Raw genomic sequence first — 19799 nt, forward strand, 5'->3', positions numbered from 1 at the left:
AATGGCAGTTGAAGAAACTGGATTTGGAATATGGCAGGACAAAGTAATTAAAAATATTTTTGGGTCTACATATATCTATGATTATATCAAGGATCTAAAAACTATTGGTATAGTTGCAGAAGATGAAGAGAAAAAAGTTATGGATGTTGCAGTACCTATGGGAGTAATTGCAGGATTAATTCCTTCAACTAATCCAACATCAACAACTATGTATAAAGCTCTTATATCATTAAAATGTGGAAACGCAATAGTATTTTCACCACATCCAAATGCTAAAAAAAGTATATTAGAAACAGTTAGAATTATTAATGAAGCAGCTGTAAAGGCTGGATGCCCAGAAGGAGTTATTGGATGTATTACAATTCCAACCCTTCAAGCTACAGATGAATTAATGAAAAATAAAGATACAGCTATGATACTTGCAACTGGTGGTTCAGCAATGGTTAGAGCAGCGTACTCTTCAGGTACACCAGCTCTTGGAGTTGGTCCAGGAAATGGTCCAGCATTTATCGATAAGAGTGCTGATATTAAAGTTGCGGTTAAGAGAATAATGGATTCTAAAACTTTTGATAATGGAACAATCTGTGCTTCTGAGCAATCAGTAATTATAGAAGAATCTATTAAAGATAGAGTAGTGGCTGAATTCAAAAATCAAGGAGCATATTTCTTAAGCCCAGAAGAAGCAAAACAACTTGGTAAATTTATAATGAGAGCTAATGGAAGTATGAATCCGCAAATAGTTGGTAAGAGTGTAGAAACTATTGCAAAACTTGCTAATTTAACTAACGTACCTTCTTCAGCAAGAGTACTTATTGCTGAAGAAACAGAAGTAGGACACAATGTTCCATATTCGAGAGAAAAACTAGCTCCAATTCTAGGATTCTATGTTGAAAAGAGTGTAGATGATATAGAAGCTAAGTGTAGAGAAATACTTATTAATGAAGGCGCTGGTCACACATTCTCAATGCACTGTGAAGACAAGGAACTAGTTAAAAGATTTGCTCTTAGTATGCCGGTATCAAGAATACCAGTAAACACTCCAAGTACTTTAGGAGGAATAGGTGCTTCTCTAAATATAGTACCTGCTTTAACTTTAGGTTGTGGAGCTATTGGTGGAAGTGCAACGTCTGATAATGTAGGACCACTTCACCTTGTAAATATCAAAAAAGTAGCTTATGGAGTTAGAGAAATTGAACATTTTAGAGGTGGAAGTAGCAATTCAGTTAATGGAAATAATAGTTCACTTTCATCTGTAGACACAGAAGAGCTTGTTAATTTACTTGTTAAGAAAATAATAAGTGAATTAAGATAATAAAATAAAATTCAAAGTATATAGGTTAAATTTAAGGAGGAATTTATAATGGCAAACGCAAATGCATTAGGAATGATTGAAACTAAAGGATTGGTAGCAGCAATAGAAGCTGCAGACGCAATGGTTAAAGCTGCTAACGTACAACTAGTAGGAAAAGAACAAGTTGGTGGTGGTCTTGTAACTGTACTTGTAAGAGGAGATGTTGGAGCTGTTAAAGCTGCTACAGATGCTGGAGCAGCAGCTGCTGAAAGAGTTGGAGAATTAATATCAGTTCACGTAATCCCAAGACCACACTTTGAGGTAGATACTGTTTTACCAAAAACACCAGAAACAGTTTAATTTAGATTTGTGTAGAGATGTATTGCTAAAATAAGCAATACGTCTCTTACATCTAATGAGGGATGTGAAGATATGTCAGTATTAACTGAAAGTGAAGTTAGAAGACAGTTAAAGGGAAAAGACTTTAAGGAACATACGGAATTTAGAGTTTTAAAAGGGCAAATAGTAACACCATCTGCAAAATCATTTTTGTCGGAAAATAATATTAAATTAAAGTATGTGGATTCTTTAGAGGAAGTAGTACATGAAGCAAAAGAAGAAGTACCTGTAAAGTTACAAATGAAAGAAGAAAAAAGTAAATATATAACTGTATTTGGTGCTGAATTAATGGAAAAACCTGAGCATATGACACATTTACATGGAAACTTATTAGTGTTTAAAGATCATAAGGTAATAGCACTGAGAGGTAAGTTAGATTCTCTTGAGTCTAAGATATTAGAAACTCAAGTTATTACTCATAAATTAGGAGCTTCAAAGCTAACAGAAGACCTTGAAGAAATTTTAAAGTTTGTAAGAGGTATCCTTAGATGCGAAGTAGTTAATGAACCAGTAGGAGAATTTAAACTTCTTGGTATGACTCCAGAAGAATTGAGAGAAAAATCTCATTATCCAAAGAAATACTATGGTATTGGTCATGAGCCAGTAAAGTTTTCCATGGGCGAGGCTGTTGTTGCTTTAAATTCCTGTAGAACAACTATAAGAGAAACTGAACTTTTAGCTTATACCGCATTTAAAGGGGAGTATGGTGATGTTCAAAGGCCAGATATAATAAAGGCGTTAAATAGATTATCATCCTTGTTTTGGATAATGATATTTAAATATAGAACTGGAGAATACAGTTAAAGCGGGAGGATGAAATATGAATAATCTTTTAGTAGAAGATGTCATAGATGAAGTAATAAAGAGGGTAAAAAAAGAAGCTTTTATAGAAGTTGAAGCCTCAGGAAAACACGTTCACCTATGTGAAGAGCATATAAACATATTATTTGGACGTAATTATCAGTTAAATAAGGTTAAAGACTTATCACAACCAGGTCAATATGCATGTAAAGAAAGAGTTACTATAACAGGACCTAAGGGTTCACTAAAGAATGTTGTTGTTCTTGGACCCGCAAGGAAATCTACGCAAGTAGAAATTTCATTAACTGATGCAACAGTTCTTGGAATTAAGGCCCCTGTTAAAGAGAGCGGCAAAATAGAAGATACTCCTGGAATTACAATTTCTACAGAACGAGCTACTCTTACAATAGATAAAGGAGTAATTGTTGCTAAAAGGCACATACACATAACTCCAGAAGATGCAGAGAAGTTTGGTGTGAAAGATAAAGAAATCATTCAAGCAAAGGTTTATGGTAATAGACCTCTAATATTTGATGATGTTGTCATAAGAGTAAGCCCAGATTTTAGAACATATATGCATATAGACTATGATGAGGCTAATGCTTGTGGATTTACGAAGGGAACTCTTTGTAGAATAGTTAAGTAGGCCTCAAAAGGGAGGTATATAAATGAACTATGATAAACTTGTGGACTTAATAGTAAAAGAAGTTTATAAAAAGTTAGAAGAAACAAATAAAAATACTATAAAACATAAGACGGCTGTAATAGTTGGAGATGTAGATCTGGATCCTATTACTAAATCTAATTTAGATGAACAATATACTGTGACTTCATATAATGAAGAACAGCTAGAAGCTGACATAGCTATAGTTTCTACACTATCTATAAAGTCCATGGCAAATATAGCTACGCTAACTGGTATTAATGAAGAAGAAAACTTTATCATTAACATGCTATTAGCAGGTAAGAAGGTATATGTCTTTGAAAATGGTCTAGAGTATAGAAAGTATAAAAATACTGCTCCGAGAGCACTATATAATAAGTACTTAAGCTTTGAAAGAGAGCTTAAAGTGTATGGAATTGATATAGTTGAATTTATTGAAAAAGTTGAAGATAAAACCACAAGAAAAGAAGAGTATAAAAAAATTGAAGATATTAGTATATTAGAAACTTCAAATTTTATATCAGAAGAGATGAGTTTCGAAATTAGAAATAAGAAACTTATTAGTGAGATGGATCTTAGAAAGCCATTTATGAATGGAATGAAATCTGTGGTAATAGATAAAAAGAGCATAATCACTCCATTGGCTAACGACTTTATAAGAATTCATAATCTGAAAGTTAAAAGAGTTTAGCGGAGGATAATATGGTTATTGGTAGAGTTGTTGGTAAATTATGGGCAACTAGAAAAGATGAAAAGCTAAATGGTCAAAAGTTTTTAATAGTGAGGTTACTAAAAGATGTAGATGTGGAAGAAACAGGATTTTTTGTAGCAGCGGATAGTGTAGGTGCAGGTACTGGTGATAATGTACTTATAACTAGAGGTGGTTCAGCTAGAGTTTCACTAGGAGAAAGAGATGTACCTGTGGATGCAACTATAATAGGAATAATTGATTCAATAGAGGTGGAAAATGAGTAAAAGTATTGGAGCAATTGATTTTAAAAGTATAGCTAAAGGCATTGAAGTTGCAGATGAAATGGTGAAAAAAGCTGATGTTGATGTACTATATCTTAAAACTATATGTCCTGGAAGGTTTTTGGTTATATTAACAGGAGATGAAGGTGCTATAAGAACAACCCTTGACCATGGGATTATCTCTGGTCAGGGGCATATAATAGATAGCTGTATTATAAATGGTGTCCATAATAATATTATACAAGCTTTGAAAAGCAGGTTTGTAACTAAGGCTAATGGGGCCATAGGAGTAATGGAGACCAATAGTGTAAGTAGTGGTCTTAAAGCTTTAGATATTACTCTTAAGGGAGCCAATTTAAATTTAGTAAAACTACAAGTGGCATCTGGAATAAGTGGTAAACTTGTTTATATTATTTCTGGTGGGCTTAGTGATGTAGATCATGGAATAAATATAGCTAAAGAAGCTATAGAAGAAAAACGAATTGTTCATGCATCAGTAATACCTTCACCAGATGAACTTATCATTAAGTATTTAACATAAAAGCTTAAACTTTAGTTTACACAATTAACAGCATAAATAAATTGATTAAATAAAGAATTAACTTATTAAGGAGATGAAACAATGGGAATTAACGAGATAATTGTATATATCATGGTTGTATTTATGGCCCTTGGAGCCATAGATAAGTGTTTAGGAAATAAGTTTGGACTTGGAGAAAAGTTCGAAGAAGGTTTCATGGCTATGGGTTCTCTTGCAATTGCAATGATAGGAGTTATCTGTCTTGCACCAGTACTTGCAAATATATTAGAACCAGTAATAGTACCAGTATTTAATTTCTTAGGAGCAGACCCAGGTATGTTTGGAGGTACATTACTTGCGAACGATATGGGAGGAGCTTCACTTTCTCAAGCTCTTGCAGTAGATTCTCAAGCAGGAATGTTTGGTGGATTAATAGTTGGTTCAATGATGGGTGTTACTATAGTATTTACAATTCCAGTTGCCCTTGGAATAATAGAAAAAGAAGATCATAAATTCTTAGCTATGGGAGTATTAGCAGGGGTTATTACAATTCCATTAGGAGCTTTTGTTGGTGGTCTTGTAGCTGGATTCCCAATAATTATGGTGCTAAAAAACTTAATTCCAATAGTAATAATTGCAGCACTTATAGCTTTAGGACTTTGGAAGTTTGAAAATGCAATAATTAAAGGATTTACAGTTTTTGGTAAATTTGTGGTAATAGTTATAACTTTAGGATTAGCAGCAGCTGTAATTGAAGCATTAACAGGAATTGTTGTAATTCCAGGAATGGCACCAATTTCTGATGGTATTGAAACCGTTGGAGCAATAGCTATAGTTCTTGCGGGGGCATTCCCACTAGTATATGTGATTACTAAAGTATTCCAAAAACCGTTGATGGGATTAGGTAAAGTTTTAAAAATGAATGATATAGCAGCGGCTGGTATGGTTGCAACTCTTGCTAATAGTATTCCAATGTTTGGCATGATGAAGGATATGGATAACAGAGGTAAAATAATTAACGTTGCTTTTGCAGTATCTGCAGCCTTTGTATTTGGAGATCACTTAGGATTTACAGCAGGGTTTAATTCAGAAATGATACTACCAATGATAGTAGGTAAATTAGTTGCAGGAATTACAGCTATATTCGTAGCTATATTCATTGCAAACAATGCAACTAAAAATGAGGAGGCTAAATAATGATGGAAAATATAGATAAAAGTTTATTAGAAAAATTAGTTAGACAAATAATTGAAGAAAAACTTGCAGGAGCGTCTAATGATTCTGTAGACTTTGTAAGAAATAAAGATGCAAGCGGCATTATCTCTGTTAAACTACCAACAGTTAGAGTAGATGAGTCAAATAGACTTGATACTGGAAATAGCAGTGATATAGTATATACAAAAGATTTATTCACTCTTGAAGAAAGTAAGAGATTAGGTTGTGGAATAATGGAGATGAAAGAAACAACCTTCGATTGGACTTTAAATTATGATGAAATAGATTATGTTATAGAAGGACATCTAGACATAGTAATAGACGGAAGACTTGTATCAGCAGATGCTGGAGAATTAATTTTAATACCAAAAGGAAGCAAAATTAAATTCTCAGTTCCAAACTATGCTAGATTCATATATGTAACATATCCAGCAGATTGGGCAACTCAAAACTAATATATTAATTAACATACCAATACAGACTATATCTAAATTTTATTTAGATATAGTCTGTATTATTGGTTTAAATATAAACTAATGAAATATTCTATTACTGTAATTTCTAACAGAGCTTATTACTAATATAGATGACTATGCTAAATTTTATGACTACCATTAGCTTTAATATGAATAATTATTGTTATTATGCTACTCAATAATAGAAATGCATAAAAGCTAATTACACGGCTTAATAACATTGCAGAAAGCAATAATTCTTTTGAAAAGAATATTTTAAATAATATCATAAAGCTACTTTCAGTGGCACCTACTGCACCAGGCAAAGGCAAAGAAGATACTGCTATAGTTAATAAGGCTTGTATAGAAAGTACATCTATAATGCTATAAGTATTTAATCCAAAAGATTTATATATGAAATATGGAACTAAATACATAGCTGTGATTTGTAAAACTGTAATTATTAAAACCTTAACAATTAGTAAAGGATTATTTTTAATATAATTAGCACCATTAGTATATTCATCAAGGTGAACATCAATTTTAGATAGAGTAGACTCTGTATTTTTTATAATCTTAAATTTTGATAAGAGTTCAACAATAAATTTGATAAATTTACCAACTAAATTTTTAGAAAATATAGCTGCAAATATAAAACCTATTATAAATACATTTATCATAACTCCGTAAATTAACAGCCATTTAATGCCACGTACATTATTTATTATAAAAGTATATTTAAAAAGATACATAAGTAGTCCATATAAAAGCATTACTGATTGATAGACTATGGCAATTATTAATAAAGTTAAAGAGGAATAGGATATATTTATATTATCCTTTTTCATATAGTATACTTGTGCTGGTTGACCACCTGATGATGAAGGGGTAATAGAACTAAAGTAAAATCCAATAAAGGAATAACCAATACATTTTTTAAAAGGTACTTTTTTATTTAAATTTTTAAGTATAATATAAATAGCATAAGCTTCAAAAATTATAAATAGACACATCATAGAAAATGCTATGAATAAGTAAATAGGATTAATTGTGTTTATTACAGGGATTAGTGAAGTTATTGAAGTATCTTTAAAAAGTAAGTAAAAAGTAATAGCAATGAGTAAGAACATAAAAATTAAACTTCCATAGTAGTTGTTAAACTTATCTTTTTTTATAGATTTTTGCACAATTATTGTCCTAACCTTTCTGGTGTTATAAATTTATAACCTACTAACTTTAACTTAGGTAAAACTGTAGATAATGCTTCAATGGTTTTAAGAGGAGCATTGAATGCACCCCCTGAATTCGCTCCTGAATCATGTAGACATATAATAGAATTTCTATCAGTGCGTAGTATTAACTTTGAAGATATAGAATCTACTGTAGCGTATTTACTCCAATCTTCTGCCATAACATCCCATAAAATCATTTTTAAATTATACTTTTTAACAAAAAAGTTTGTAAAGATATTACTATGTCCCCAAGGAGGTCTATAATAGTTGATTTGATAATTGAAGTTTTTCATGATTTCTATACTATCCTTAAAATCTTTTTTGGTATATTTATAGCTATAAAAGAGAGCATTTTTATGCGCTAAAGAATGTAGTGCTATAGTGTGACCTTCTTTATGCATACGATAGATTATTTCAGGATTATTCTTAGCGTTCTCTGCAACAACAAAGAAAGTGGCCTTAATTTGATTTTCTTTAAGCACATCTAAAAGATTATTAGTATATCTTTCGTCAGGGCCATCATCAAAGGTTAGCATTATTTCATTGTCTTTATTAGTAAGTTTAATAATATTTGAATTTATATATTTGTTGTATAAAGTTGGTATAATTGAGTGAATTAGAAAAATTATTATAATAATAGCTGTTAAAGTAGTAAAGTACATTAAGCACACGCTCCATCCATATTAGGTTCTAAAGTAAGCAATACTTTTTCAATTGATGTACAATCAAATTGTTTTTTAAAATTTTTTATATTATTAGAAAGATTATCTAGTATTGCATCATCGAAAATAATTTTTTTTATTTTATCAAAACATTTATCAGGACTTGTCTCAAGAACCTTTCCAATACCATTGTTTAATATAAAGTTAGTATTATTAATTTCTTGTTGAAGAAAAGGTTTAAAGGCAATTAAAGGTGTTTCTGAGAAAATACTTTCAAATAAAGTTATTCCACCAGGTTTAGAAAGTATCAAATCTGCTTTTTGCATATATTTATAAACCTCATCAGTATATCCAAGAACATTAATATTTTCATATTTTCCATAAAGCATATTAAAGATTTCAGTATTACTTCCTGTAATAACTGTAGTCTTTACATTTTCTAAAGAATTAAGCTGGTTATAAAATTCCATAGACTTGGGCAATAGCCCTAATCCACCGCCCATAATAAGGAGCTGTTTTTCATTAGAAGAACTATTAGTTATGGATTTTTTAAATTCTTCTTTTACAGGTATTCCATTAATAAATATTTTGTTTTCAGGAATACCTTTTAAAATTAAGTCCTTTTTTAAAGAGTTACTTCCAACTAAATAACAATTAGTATTATCATTAAGCCACTCCGAATGGCTACTAATATCCGTTATGCAAGTTATAAGCGGAAGATTTGGATTATATTTCGTCTTATATCTTGATATTAGTTGAGAGCAAAAGGGTAGAGTAGAAATAATAATATTAGGTTCTATATCTTTAATTAGGTTATCAAGCTTAGGAAGAAAGTATTTTAGAAATATAGGATTCATATTATACTTTCTATTTTCCGTAATTTTATAAACTTGATTATAAAATACGCTACCTTTATTCACCATAACATTAAAAGCCCTATAAATTGCATTAGAATAAGTTGGTAATGCATAATCGAAAACATCCTTTATAACTACTGATGCATTAGGATGATTAGACTGAATTTGTTCACATAAAGATTTAGATACTGAATAATGGCCCATACCAAATTTTCCTGTAAGAATTAATATTTTCATATTTTAAAACCCCCCATTAATTCTACATAATTTTTACTATGGTTTTATTTTACATGGCAAATCTTAAGAAATACCTTTAATAAATCTTAAGATTTATTAAAGATTTGAAGGGAGTTATTAAGCTAAACATAAATTTAAAATAAATTACTATATGAAATAGAGGAATAAAGACCTTAGATTGTATAATAAAAAGGATTTTCTCAAAAGAATTAACTTTGAGAAAACCCTTTTAAAAATATTATTTAAGGTTATCTAGTTCTTTATTGTACATAAACATGTAAAGTGAAGCAGAAAATATAACTATGTATCCTAAAATACTTATGATATCAGGGGATTGGTTAAATATTACCATGCTTATAATAGCTGAAAAGATTATATTAGAGTAATCGAAAATTGATATTTCTTTTGCAGGTGCATACTTATAGGCTAGAGTAATTCCAAATTGTCCTATAGTTGCAAAGACACCGGCTAATATTAAGTAGGTAAATTGAATCAAAGTCATAGGTGTATAAGAAAATATCATAAATGGGAAAATTGTTACTAAAGAAAAGCAAGAAAAATAAAACACCACAGTATAATGCTTTTCACGGTTTCCAATAGCTCGAAGGCAGGTATAGGCAGAGCCAGCAAATATGGCAGATGAAAGTCCTATGAGATAAGGAATTACATCTACACTAAAAGCAGGATTTATAATAAGTAGTGATCCAAGAAAACCAACAGCAATGATAGTAATATGCCTTAGCTGTAATCTTTCTTTTAAAAAGATAGCAGAGAAAAGTATTACAAAGAAAGGACTTAGCTTATTAAGCATATTAGCATCTGAAAGAATAAGATGGTCTATAGCATAAAAGTTTAATATTACTCCTAATGTGCCTAAAGTGGATCTCACAATAAGAAGCTTTTGGTTTTCTTTTTTGCAAAAGAAACTTTCTTTGTGGTATATAATCATACCAAGGGCTATGACAAAAGAAACTATGTTTCTAAAAAAAGCCTTTTGCATAGAGGGTAAATCTCCAGATAGCTTTACAAAGGCAGACATCATTGCAAAGCCAAAGGCAGAGAAAATAATTAATATTATTCCTTTAATTCTATTACTCATAGTACGTCTCCAATCTCAAGTTAATTTTTATAAGCTATTTTAAAATACAGTTTATGTATCATAGTAAAGTTATAAATGCAATTCAAATGATATTACTTATCAATTATAATTATCCACTATTTTATAAATTTTTCAAGGGAATAAGGATATTTACGAATGTTATGTAAATTTAATTTATATTTATAGTTAATAACCTAAAGTTATAAATGTATTATTTAATATGGAGTCTATAAAGATTGTTGAATAAGTTATGCTAGTAGTATATAATTTAAGTTAAATGAATAATAGTTTAAGGTACATTAAGTTTAATAGGGAAAGTGGTTAAAAGCCACTGCAGCCCCCGCTACTGTGTACGGATACAAGTCATGATACCACTGGTAATTAACTGGGAAGGGAATGATGAGGATAAGCCGTGAGCCAGGAGACCTGCCTAAAACTTTGTTAGTTGAGACCTTCGGAGGGAAGAGTATATCAAACTATTTTTTAGTTTAATAAATTTAGTTATGTGTATTAACACCCTTATCTTAGAGGATAAGGGTGTTTTTAGTTATAATAAAACTATTTAAAGAATAAATTTTACAGAATAAATTTAGATGGAGTGATAAGAGTGGATGAATTAAAAAAGTTATTAAGTGGTATTGAAGATGTAAATAGAGAAGTAATGAATAATTCTAAGAATTATATAGATCATTTAAGCAAGCCTATAGGAAGTTTAGGAGTCTTAGAAGAGATTGTTGTAAAACTTAGTGGTATTAAGGGTAAACATATAAAAGAAATAAAAAAGAAAAATATAGTTATAATGTGTGCTGATAATGGAATTCAAGAATCAGGGGTTTCTTCATGCCCAAAAGAGGTAACAGCTACAGTTACAGAAAATTTTGTAAAGGGTACTACTGGAGTGTGTATATTAAGTAGATACTACAATAATGATACTACTGTGGTTGATATAGGAGTGGATAAGGAATTTACTGATCCTAGAATAATAAATAGAAAAATTAGATATGGTACAAATAATATGAGTAAAGGTCCTGCAATGACTAGGGAAGAAGCTATTAAAGCTATAAAGATAGGAATTGATATTGTTAAGGAGCTAAAAAATAAAGGATATGATTTAATAGGAACTGGTGAGATGGGAGTAGGTAATACAGCTACTTCTGCAGCTATAATAAGTGTATTCTCTGGAATTGATAGTGATTTAATAGTAGGTAAAGGCTCAGGTCTAACAGATGATGGATTGTCTCATAAAAAGGCTATGGTAAAAAAATCTATTAAAATAAATAAGCCTAACAAAAAAGATGTAATAGATGTGCTTAGTAAGGTAGGTGGATTTGATATAGCTGGTCTTTGTGGAGTATTTTTAGGAGGTGCTATATATAAAGTACCAGTGGTAATTGATGGGCTTATATCATCAGCAGCAGCTATTTGTGCAAAGGAATTAAGCTCAAAAGCTTCAGAGTATATGTTTGCATCTCACCTATCAGCAGAACCAGGAGCACAATATGCAATGAAAACTTTAGGACTTGAACCTATGTTTAGTTTAGGAATGAGATTAGGTGAAGGTAGTGGATGTCCGATAGCCTTTGGAATAATAGAGAGTGCTGTTTTTACTATGAATAATATGGACTCCTTTAATGAAGCTGGAATAGATAAAAAGGATTATATAGATATAAGAAAATAATATAATATGAACCGGTGTGGATAGATTATTGATATACAGCTTTTATAAAGGAGTGTAGTAATTGAAAATATATATAGTTAGACACGGGGAAACAGAAGAAAATATAAAAAAGACTTACTACGGAGATATAGACTGTGACCTAACAGAAAAGGGAATTAAGCAAGCTGAATTGGTAGGAGAAAAATTGAAGCATATAAACTTTGATAAGGTGTTTTGTAGTGAAAAAAAAAGAGCAAAGGAAACCCTTGAAAAAATATATGAAGGAGAAGGAGTTAAAGTAGATTTTAGATTGAATGAAAGAAATTTTGGAATTTTTGAAGGAAAAAACTATAAACAGTTACAAGAATCATTTAAATTAGAATATGATACTTGGACAAATAATTGGAAGGGGTATTCAATAGAGAATGGAGAGAGCTTTATAGAGGTTTATAATAGAGTGAAAAGCTTTATGGAAGAACTAAAAAAAGAGTCTGTTGAGAATATACTTATTTGTACCCATGGAGGAATTATAAGAACAATATATACTTATATATTGGAAGGTAGTTTAGACAATTATTGGAGATTTAATTCTAAAAATGCAGATTTGTCTATAATTAAATTAGAATACGGGTACTTTTATATTGATAGTATAATTCCAGTAGAATTTTAATATTAATTAATTTGGTTATGAAGATAAAAGAAGAGGAGAAAAAAATGAGTAAATTAACTTTAGTTACTGGTGGATGTAGAAGTGGGAAAAGTAAATATGGAGAAAATCTACTTAAACATACTGATGATGTATTATATATAGCAACAGCTATAGTAACAGACGATGAAATGAAGCACAGAATAGAAAAGCATAAGGAAAGCAGAAATAAAAAGTGGCAAACCTTAGAAAGTTATAGAGACTTACATAAAAAAATAGAGAGATTTACTGAAAGATATATTTTTTTAGATTGTGTTACTATAATGACTACCAATTTAATGTTTGAAATCACTACAAATTACGATAATATAAGTGATGATGAAACAGATAAAATATGTGATAGCATAAAGAATGAATTTACATTATTCTTAAAAAAATGTAAAGATTTAGATAAAGAAGTTGTGTTAATTACCAATGAAGTTGGATGGGGATTAGTACCTGAAAATAAATTATCTAGAATCTTTAGAGATATTCAAGGGTTTATAAATCAGCATGTAGCAAACATTTGTGATGAGGTATATTTAGTTTGTTGTGGACAAGGATTAAAAATAAAGGGATAGACGAGGAGCAGTGTTATGATTAAAAATTTGATAATTTTATTTATAATAGTTATTATGGTATTAGGAGCTATAGGAAAAGAAAAGATTTTCTTTAATAATTTTCTTCTGTTATTCCAATTTATAACCAGAATACCAGTGAATATATCTTTAGCTTGTGAAAAAGAAAATTTTAAAAAGGCGACTTTATATTTTCCCGTAGTAGGAGCCATTCTTGGGGCTATTGAATATTTAATTTTTTATATTACATCTATATGGTTGCCATTACCTATGGTTGCTATAATTACAGTTATAGTTGGAATATTTATTACAGGTGGACTTCACATGGACGGACTAGGAGATACCTGTGATGGATTCTTTTCTTTTAGAAGTAGAGAGCGAATAATTGAGATAATGAAGGATAGTAGAGTAGGTTCTTTTGGAGTATTAGCTATGATTATAGATATAGCAGTTAAGGCTTTAGGAATATATTATATAGGAACAAAATCTATAGGGTATATGATAATAATAGTACCTATGATAAGTAGATTATTTACTGTATTTATTGCTTTAATAGGGAAGACAGCTAAAAAAGAAGGTACTGGTAATTTTTACATTGGAAATACAAATGGTGTATATTTTACAGGAGCATTAACTCTTACTTTACTTATTGGAAGTTTATTCTTTAATATTAAATATATAATTATACTTTTATTTGGTGGATTTATAGTTACTATAATATTTAATTTGTTTTGTAATAGCAAAATCGGAGGGCATTCTGGAGATACTCTAGGTGCCAATAATGAAATTGTTGAGCTAGCTTTATTTATACTAATTAGTAGTATGATTTTTTAAGAAAATAATGGTTATCTATATATTTTTAAATCTGGTATTGATATAATTATAATATTGTTTAGAAAATTGTATATAATTAATATTGTAGTTTGCATCTTGAATTTTAAATTTGAGATGCAAACTTAATTTAAATATTATATTACTTAAATGCTAGCTCCGTATAGAGTTTTATATTTTTGAAAATTAGAATACTATAGTAGAATTAAATATAATATAAAAATAAATATTAATTATGATTATAATTGATAATAAGCATATAATTATTGTTATTTGGAGGCAAGATTTATGAGTATAAAAATAATAACAGATAGTACTAGTTATATACCAAAGGAACTCATAGAAAAATATGATATTACTGTAGTTTCTTTAGGTGTTGTTATAAATAATATAGCTAATAAAGAAATAGAAATTGAAAATGATAAGTTTTATAAAACTATGAAGAAGTTAGATAGTATACCTACTTCATCTCAACCAAGTATAGATGATTTGTTTAATAGCTTTGACCAGGTTATAGGTGAAGGACATGAAGCATTAGGAGTTTTTATATCCTCAGAAATGAGTGGTACATATGCTACTTGTAATCAACTAATAAAAACAATGATAATGGACAAATATCCTAAGGCTAGGATGGAAGTTATAGATTCAGCATCTAACTGTATGCAAATGGGGTATGCAGTTTTAGAAGCAGCAAAACTGGCTGAGGAAGGTAAATCTATGGAGGAAGTTATAGCTGGAGTAGAGGATATAAAGAGTAAGAGTAGGTTTTTATTTGTACCAGATACTTTAGAATATTTGAAAAAGGGTGGTCGTATAGGAGGAGCAGCTGCGTTATTTGGAGCACTTCTTCAAATTAGGCCTATACTTACTGTAGAAGCTGGAAAAACTTCAGTTTTTGATAAAGTTAGAACAAAACAGAAGGCAGTACTTAAAATTATAGAAAAATTGCAACAGGATATAAAAAATAGAGGACTTGGACAGGTAATAGTTCATCACATAAACTGTGAAGAAGAAGGAAGGGCTCTAGCTAATAAAATCAAAGAAGTATTAGGTATAGATGTAGATATACAATGCATTGGGCCTGTGATAGGTTGTCACGTAGGACCTAAAACTGTAGGAGTTGTTTATTATACTGAAAAATAATATTGATATTTAAACATTAATAAAATTTATTTTATAAGGAGATGTTAAAGTGGATATTAAATCAAGAATTGAAAGTTTAAGAAGTTTAATGAAAGAAAGAAGTATAGACGCTTTTATTATTCCAAGTTCAGATAACCACGGAAGTGAGTATGTAAGTGACTATTTTAGAGTGAGACAATGGATTTCAGGATTTACTGGATCTGCTGGAACTGTTGTTATAACGGAGAAAGAAGCTCATTTATGGGTAGATGGAAGATATTTTCTTCAAGGGGAACAACAAATTCAAGGTACAGAATACATACTAGAACGTATGGGTGAACCAGGTGTTAGAACCTATACACAATGGATTTGTGACAATGTGAAATCAGGAGGTACTGTCAGCTTTAATGGAAAGGTGTTTACAGTTTCTCAGCTTCATGATTTAGAAGGAGCTTTTAAAGAAAAGGGGATTAAAACAAAACCTGAAGAAGATATTTTTGATATTATATGGAAAGACAGGCCAACTATGCCTAATAAAAAAATATTTATTCATGAAGACTCTTATGCAGGAAAAACTGTAGAAGAAAAGTTAACTTTAGTAAAAGAAGAGATGAAAAATATTAATGTAAATAACTTATTATTAGCATCTTTAGATGATATAGCATGGCTTCTAAATTTAAGAGGCGGGGATGTGGAATGTAATCCTGTATTCTTAAGTTATTTCTTAATTAGTGATGACAAATACATTCTATATGTAGATAAGGAAAAGTTAAATGAAAAAATTATAAATCTATTAAGTAGTAAATCAATATCTATAAAAGATTATAATGACATAGTATCAGATCTTAAGTTAATTAAAGGAAATATAACCTTTGATTCAAGTAAAACTAATGTGTGGCTTAATGAATCTATAAATAAAAAAGTTAATATAATAGAAAAAAGGAATATAACTACGGATTTAAAAGCTAGAAAAAATTCTGTAGAGCTTAAAAATATAGAAAATGCCCATATAAAAGATGGAATAGCTATGGTAAAGTTCATAAAGTGGGTAAAAGAAAATGTAAATAATGAAGAGATAACAGAAATATCAGCAGCTAAAAAACTACAAAAATTTAGAGCTGAAGGTGAGGATTTTATAGATATAAGCTTTGATACAATTGCGGGATATGGTCCTCACGGAGCGATAATTCACTACAAAGCATCAGAAGAGTCTAGTCTAAAACTACAACCAAAAGGATTATTCTTAGTAGATTCTGGAGGTCAATATTTAGATGGAACTACGGATATTACAAGAACCATAGCCCTAGGTGAACTTACAGAAGAAGAAAAGGAAGATTATACTTTAGTTTTAAAAGGACATCTAAATCTATCTACAGCAATATTCTTGGAAGGAACTCCGGGATGTAGTCTTGATGTTTTAGCAAGAAGAGCTCTTTGGAGCAAAGGATTAGACTTTAAACATGGAACAGGACATGGAGTTGGCTATTTACTTAATGTACATGAGGGACCACAGGGGATAAGAAGAGAATTAAATTCAATCGCTTTAGAAGAAGGCATGATAGTATCTAATGAACCTGGAGTTTATAAAGCTGATAAGCATGGTGTAAGAATTGAAAACTTAATAGCTGTTCAAGAAAAAGAAAAAAATGATTTTGGAAAGTTTATGTGTTTTAAAGATTTAACTTTATGTCCTTATGAATTAGATGCAATAAATATATCATTGCTTAATGAAGATGAAAAATCTTGGTTAAACAATTATCATAAAAAAGTATTAGAAAAGTTAAGTCCTTATTTATTAGAGGATGAGGTTTTATGGTTAAAGAGTGCAACTAAAGAGATCTAAAAAGGTAAGAAACCACAATGGATATTTGTGGTTTCTTATTTTTCTTACATATTTATTTTATTATGGTTAAAAATAAAATAAGATTACTTATTTAACAAGTAATTAGATGAAATTAAGTTTTTAAACTTAATTTAGTTACAAAGGAGGAAAAATAATGTCATCAAAGAAAGGTAGTACAGAAAAGTTATCTATCACAGCACTGATATTAATGATTTTTACATCTGTATATGGCTTTAATAATATGCCCAGGTCATACTATTTAATGGGGTATGGTTCAATACCCTTCTTCATTATAGCTGCAATATTATTCTTTATTCCATTTGCATTTATGATGGCTGAATATGGAGCTGCATTTAAAAATGAAACCGGAGGAATATACTCATGGATGGAGAAGTCTGTAAATTCTAAGTATGCTTTTATTGGGACATTTATGTGGTACACTTCAACAGTAATATGGATGGTTAATGTATCTTCTGGAATATGGGTAACTTTATCTAATGCAATTTATGGTACAGATACAACTAGTACATGGAGTATATTTGGTTTTGAAGGGCGTCAAACTCTTGCCATACTTGCTGTTCTTTGGATTATATTTGTTACCTTCGTGTCAACTAAGGGGATAGAAAAAATTAAAAAGGTTACTTCAGTAGGAGGTACAGCTGTAGCAGCGCTTAATATATTGTTAATATTAGGTTCCATAGTTATATTAATAGGAAATGGTGGAGAATTAGCACAACCCATAGTTAATTCTACAACTTTCATATCATCGCCTAACCCAGCTTATCAAAGTTCAATATCAATATTATCATTTATGGTATTTGCTTTATTTGCATTTGGTGGTATAGAGGTAGTTGGAGGATTGGTTGATCAAACAGATGAACCAGAAAAAAACTTTCCTAAAGGTCTTGCTATATCTGCTATAATCATAGCTGTTGGATATGCAGTAGGATTATTCTGTGTTGGAATATTTACAAATTGGGATGCTATACTTGGAATAAATGGTAAGTATGGAGATATAGTTCACATGGGAAATGTAGGTTATCTTATAATGAATAACTTAGGTTATCAATTTGGAGTAACCTTTGGAGCAACTGAAGCTATTTCAGTACAAATAGGTAACTGGATAGCTAGGTTTGTTGGATTATCAATGCTACTTGCTCTTACAGGAGCATTCTTTACTTTAACATATGCCCCACTTAAGCAATTAATAGCAGGAACTCCTAAGGGATTATTCCCAGATTCAGTTGCAAAAATGAAAAAAGGTATGCCTGTAAATGCAATGCTTATTCAAGCTATAGTAGTAATAATTATGATTTTATTAGTAGGATTTGGTGGCGAAGCTATGGAAGAATTCTTCAGTATTCTTGTAGCAATGACTAATGTAGCTATGACAATTCCATATATGTTCTTGTCTGGAGCATTTATATCATTTAAAAGAAGAGCGGGAATACAGAAACCTTTCCAAGTTTTCAAAGGTAAAGGATTTATTATACTTGTAACTATTGTAGTAACAGCTACGGTTGGATTTGCTAACTTTTTCTCAATAATCGAGCCAGCTATGAATGGAGATATGGCTAAAACTATATGGAGCATTGCTGGACCAATATTCTTTTCAATAGTTGCCTTAGTACTTTTTGCTAGATATGAAAAGAACTTAAAGAAAAATAATTAAGGAAAATTTACAATGAAGAATATGTTCTAAAGATTATAAAGTTCAGATAAATAATATCTGGACTTTATTTTATAAAAGCATTTAAATCTAAAATATATTATTTTAGAATTTTTAATATTCTTTTATTTGGGTAAAAATTTGATAAATATTTATTTATATTTATTTATAAATTATAAACTTAGCTAGACAATGCTTAGGTATTGAGTAATAATATTAATATCAAGTGAAACTTAGCTTAGAAGGAGTTTTATCTCCATTGAAGTTTAGTTGAACATATACTCCAATAGTCAGTAGCTCTAGTTGATGACATATTATTATTCCTTACATGGTGGTTAAAGCAGCTAGACTATAGATAAAAAGTTAAATTAAACAAAGAGGTGGAACGGTTGAATAAAATCATAGGAAGCAAAATTAAAGAACTTAGAACTAATAAAAAGATGACATTAAAGGAACTAAGCGAAAAAACATCTTTATCTACTGGGTTTTTATCTCAATTAGAAAGAGGTCTTACTAGTATAGCTACAGATTCTTTACTTAATATAGCAGAAGCTTTAGATGTTGAACTAGCTTACTTTTTACTATCAACTAGTAAGAGGAGAGAAAGATTTATACAAAAGAGTTACGAAAGAGATATATATAAAATAGATAATGCCCTTCATATTAATTATGTATTATCAAATAATCCTGAAGATAAAACTATGTTGCCTAGACTAATTGAAATATTGCCTACAAATACAGAGGAAAATTTAAGTACTTATCAGCATGAAGGTGAAGAATTTATATATGTATTAGAAGGAATTATCACTTTATTCATAAATGATGAAAAGCAGTATCTTTACCCCGGTGATTCAGCACATTTTAAATCTTCTATTAATCATAACTATGCAAACTATACTAATAAAATATGCAAAATTTTAGTTGCAAGTGTTCCTAATCCTGCAGCAACTAGCAAAAAGTAACATCATATAAATTATAGACAAATGTCATGTATGACTAAATAAAATAAG

21 protein-coding genes and 1 riboswitch are annotated in these 19799 nt (G+C 29.9%); of the genes, 17 read left to right on the plus strand and 4 right to left on the minus strand.

Going from position 1 to position 19799, the window contains the following annotated elements; genetic code table 11:
- The 9 genes from B3630_RS03820 to B3630_RS03860 form a co-directional block, all read left to right on the plus strand.
- A partial coding sequence (locus B3630_RS03820; RefSeq protein ID WP_346895676.1) for an acetaldehyde dehydrogenase (acetylating) occupies positions 1–1312 on the plus strand: 1312 nt, incomplete at its 5' end.
- Positions 1313–1360: 48 nt separating this feature from the next.
- Positions 1361–1651, plus strand: coding sequence for an ethanolamine utilization microcompartment protein EutM (gene eutM / locus B3630_RS03825; protein WP_150846126.1), 291 nt, complete (start codon positions 1361–1363; stop codon positions 1649–1651).
- Positions 1652–1723: 72 nt separating this feature from the next.
- A complete protein-coding gene (locus tag B3630_RS03830) occupies positions 1724–2494 on the plus strand; it encodes a cobalamin adenosyltransferase (protein ID WP_346895678.1) in 771 nt (256 codons plus the stop codon).
- Positions 2495–2510: 16 nt separating this feature from the next.
- On the plus strand, positions 2511–3137 hold the full coding sequence (gene eutD / locus B3630_RS03835; RefSeq protein WP_346895680.1) for an ethanolamine utilization phosphate acetyltransferase EutD: 627 nt from the start codon (positions 2511–2513) through the stop codon (positions 3135–3137).
- Between the two features lie 22 nt (positions 3138–3159).
- Positions 3160–3846 (plus strand): TIGR02536 family ethanolamine utilization protein, encoded by a 687-nt coding sequence (locus B3630_RS03840; RefSeq protein ID WP_346870146.1) that lies wholly within the window; start codon positions 3160–3162, stop codon positions 3844–3846.
- 11 nt (positions 3847–3857) lie between these two features.
- A complete protein-coding gene (locus B3630_RS03845; protein ID WP_346870145.1) occupies positions 3858–4130 on the plus strand; it encodes a EutN/CcmL family microcompartment protein in 273 nt (90 codons plus the stop codon).
- Positions 4123–4668, plus strand: coding sequence for a BMC domain-containing protein (locus B3630_RS03850; RefSeq protein WP_346895682.1), 546 nt, complete (start codon positions 4123–4125; stop codon positions 4666–4668). The genes B3630_RS03845 and B3630_RS03850 overlap by 8 nt, the downstream gene beginning before the upstream one ends.
- 81 nt (positions 4669–4749) lie before the next feature.
- The gene (gene eutH, locus B3630_RS03855; RefSeq protein WP_346895684.1) at positions 4750–5844 is read left to right on the plus strand and encodes an ethanolamine utilization protein EutH; all 1095 of its coding nucleotides are present in this window, start codon (positions 4750–4752) and stop codon (positions 5842–5844) included.
- A gap of 2 nt (positions 5845–5846) precedes the next feature.
- On the plus strand, positions 5847–6317 hold the full coding sequence (locus B3630_RS03860; RefSeq protein ID WP_346895720.1) for a cupin domain-containing protein: 471 nt from the start codon (positions 5847–5849) through the stop codon (positions 6315–6317).
- A 140-nt stretch (positions 6318–6457) separates the two neighbouring features.
- On the opposite strand, the gene B3630_RS03865 is transcribed toward B3630_RS03860, so the two are convergent.
- From B3630_RS03865 to B3630_RS03880, 4 genes are all read right to left on the minus strand, one after another.
- Complete coding sequence (locus tag B3630_RS03865) at positions 6458–7504, minus strand: lysylphosphatidylglycerol synthase transmembrane domain-containing protein (protein ID WP_346895686.1); 1047 nt, start codon at positions 7502–7504, stop codon at positions 6458–6460.
- A 2-nt stretch (positions 7505–7506) separates the two neighbouring features.
- A complete protein-coding gene (locus tag B3630_RS03870; protein WP_346895688.1) occupies positions 7507–8211 on the minus strand; it encodes a polysaccharide deacetylase family protein in 705 nt (234 codons plus the stop codon).
- Positions 8211–9305, minus strand: a complete 1095-nt coding sequence (locus B3630_RS03875) for an MGDG synthase family glycosyltransferase (protein ID WP_346895690.1) — start codon at positions 9303–9305, stop codon at positions 8211–8213. Before B3630_RS03875 ends, B3630_RS03870 begins: the two co-directional genes overlap by 1 nt.
- A 238-nt stretch (positions 9306–9543) precedes the next feature.
- On the minus strand, positions 9544–10404 hold the full coding sequence (locus B3630_RS03880) for a DMT family transporter (RefSeq protein WP_346895692.1): 861 nt from the start codon (positions 10402–10404) through the stop codon (positions 9544–9546).
- A 275-nt stretch (positions 10405–10679) separates the two neighbouring features.
- Positions 10680–10852, plus strand: a riboswitch (cobalamin riboswitch).
- A gap of 159 nt (positions 10853–11011) precedes the next feature.
- Between B3630_RS03880 and cobT the strand changes: the two genes are divergently transcribed.
- The 8 genes from cobT (at position 11012) to B3630_RS03920 (ending at position 19751) form a co-directional block, all read left to right on the plus strand.
- Positions 11012–12082, plus strand: coding sequence for a nicotinate-nucleotide--dimethylbenzimidazole phosphoribosyltransferase (cobT, locus tag B3630_RS03885; protein WP_346895694.1), 1071 nt, complete (start codon positions 11012–11014; stop codon positions 12080–12082).
- Positions 12083–12143: 61 nt separating this feature from the next.
- The gene (gene cobC, locus B3630_RS03890) at positions 12144–12731 is read left to right on the plus strand and encodes an alpha-ribazole phosphatase (RefSeq protein WP_346895696.1); all 588 of its coding nucleotides are present in this window, start codon (positions 12144–12146) and stop codon (positions 12729–12731) included.
- 44 nt (positions 12732–12775) lie between these two features.
- Positions 12776–13327 (plus strand): bifunctional adenosylcobinamide kinase/adenosylcobinamide-phosphate guanylyltransferase, encoded by a 552-nt coding sequence (gene cobU / locus B3630_RS03895; protein ID WP_346895698.1) that lies wholly within the window; start codon positions 12776–12778, stop codon positions 13325–13327.
- Between the two features lie 15 nt (positions 13328–13342).
- Positions 13343–14158 carry an adenosylcobinamide-GDP ribazoletransferase gene (gene cobS / locus B3630_RS03900; RefSeq protein ID WP_346895700.1) on the plus strand — a complete coding sequence of 272 codons (816 nt, stop codon included), beginning with the start codon at positions 13343–13345 and terminating at the stop codon, positions 14156–14158.
- Between the two features lie 285 nt (positions 14159–14443).
- The gene (locus B3630_RS03905) at positions 14444–15298 is read left to right on the plus strand and encodes a DegV family protein (protein WP_346895702.1); all 855 of its coding nucleotides are present in this window, start codon (positions 14444–14446) and stop codon (positions 15296–15298) included.
- A 49-nt stretch (positions 15299–15347) separates the two neighbouring features.
- A complete protein-coding gene (locus B3630_RS03910) occupies positions 15348–17120 on the plus strand; it encodes an aminopeptidase P family protein (RefSeq protein ID WP_346895704.1) in 1773 nt (590 codons plus the stop codon).
- Between the two features lie 154 nt (positions 17121–17274).
- Positions 17275–18792 (plus strand): glutamate/gamma-aminobutyrate family transporter YjeM, encoded by a 1518-nt coding sequence (gene yjeM / locus B3630_RS03915; RefSeq protein WP_346895706.1) that lies wholly within the window; start codon positions 17275–17277, stop codon positions 18790–18792.
- Between the two features lie 386 nt (positions 18793–19178).
- Positions 19179–19751 (plus strand): XRE family transcriptional regulator, encoded by a 573-nt coding sequence (locus B3630_RS03920; RefSeq protein ID WP_346895708.1) that lies wholly within the window; start codon positions 19179–19181, stop codon positions 19749–19751.
- The last annotated feature ends 48 nt before the right edge of the window (positions 19752–19799 follow it).

The organism is Clostridium sp. UBA7503, from assembly GCF_002477055.1.
Classification (GTDB): Bacteria; Bacillota; Clostridia; order Clostridiales; family Clostridiaceae; genus Clostridium_J; species Clostridium_J sulfidigenes.

Excerpts from the sequence above, each read along its gene's own strand:
- eutM (WP_150846126.1), top strand. The coding sequence starts at position 1,361 with ATGGCAAACGCAAATGCATTAGGAATGATTGAAACTAAAGGATTGGTA.
- B3630_RS03830 (WP_346895678.1), top strand. The coding sequence starts at position 1,724 with ATGTCAGTATTAACTGAAAGTGAAGTTAGAAGACAGTTAAAGGGAAAA.
- eutD (WP_346895680.1), top strand. The coding sequence starts at position 2,511 with ATGAATAATCTTTTAGTAGAAGATGTCATAGATGAAGTAATAAAGAGG.
- B3630_RS03840 (WP_346870146.1), top strand. The coding sequence starts at position 3,160 with ATGAACTATGATAAACTTGTGGACTTAATAGTAAAAGAAGTTTATAAA.
- B3630_RS03845 (WP_346870145.1), top strand. The coding sequence starts at position 3,858 with ATGGTTATTGGTAGAGTTGTTGGTAAATTATGGGCAACTAGAAAAGAT.
- B3630_RS03850 (WP_346895682.1), top strand. The coding sequence starts at position 4,123 with ATGAGTAAAAGTATTGGAGCAATTGATTTTAAAAGTATAGCTAAAGGC.
- eutH (WP_346895684.1), top strand. The coding sequence starts at position 4,750 with ATGGGAATTAACGAGATAATTGTATATATCATGGTTGTATTTATGGCC.
- B3630_RS03860 (WP_346895720.1), top strand. The coding sequence starts at position 5,847 with ATGGAAAATATAGATAAAAGTTTATTAGAAAAATTAGTTAGACAAATA.
- B3630_RS03870 (WP_346895688.1), bottom strand. The coding sequence starts at position 8,211 with ATGTACTTTACTACTTTAACAGCTATTATTATAATAATTTTTCTAATT.
- B3630_RS03875 (WP_346895690.1), bottom strand. The coding sequence starts at position 9,305 with ATGAAAATATTAATTCTTACAGGAAAATTTGGTATGGGCCATTATTCA.
- B3630_RS03880 (WP_346895692.1), bottom strand. The coding sequence starts at position 10,404 with ATGAGTAATAGAATTAAAGGAATAATATTAATTATTTTCTCTGCCTTT.
- cobU (WP_346895698.1), top strand. The coding sequence starts at position 12,776 with ATGAGTAAATTAACTTTAGTTACTGGTGGATGTAGAAGTGGGAAAAGT.
- cobS (WP_346895700.1), top strand. The coding sequence starts at position 13,343 with ATGATTAAAAATTTGATAATTTTATTTATAATAGTTATTATGGTATTA.
- B3630_RS03905 (WP_346895702.1), top strand. The coding sequence starts at position 14,444 with ATGAGTATAAAAATAATAACAGATAGTACTAGTTATATACCAAAGGAA.
- yjeM (WP_346895706.1), top strand. The coding sequence starts at position 17,275 with ATGTCATCAAAGAAAGGTAGTACAGAAAAGTTATCTATCACAGCACTG.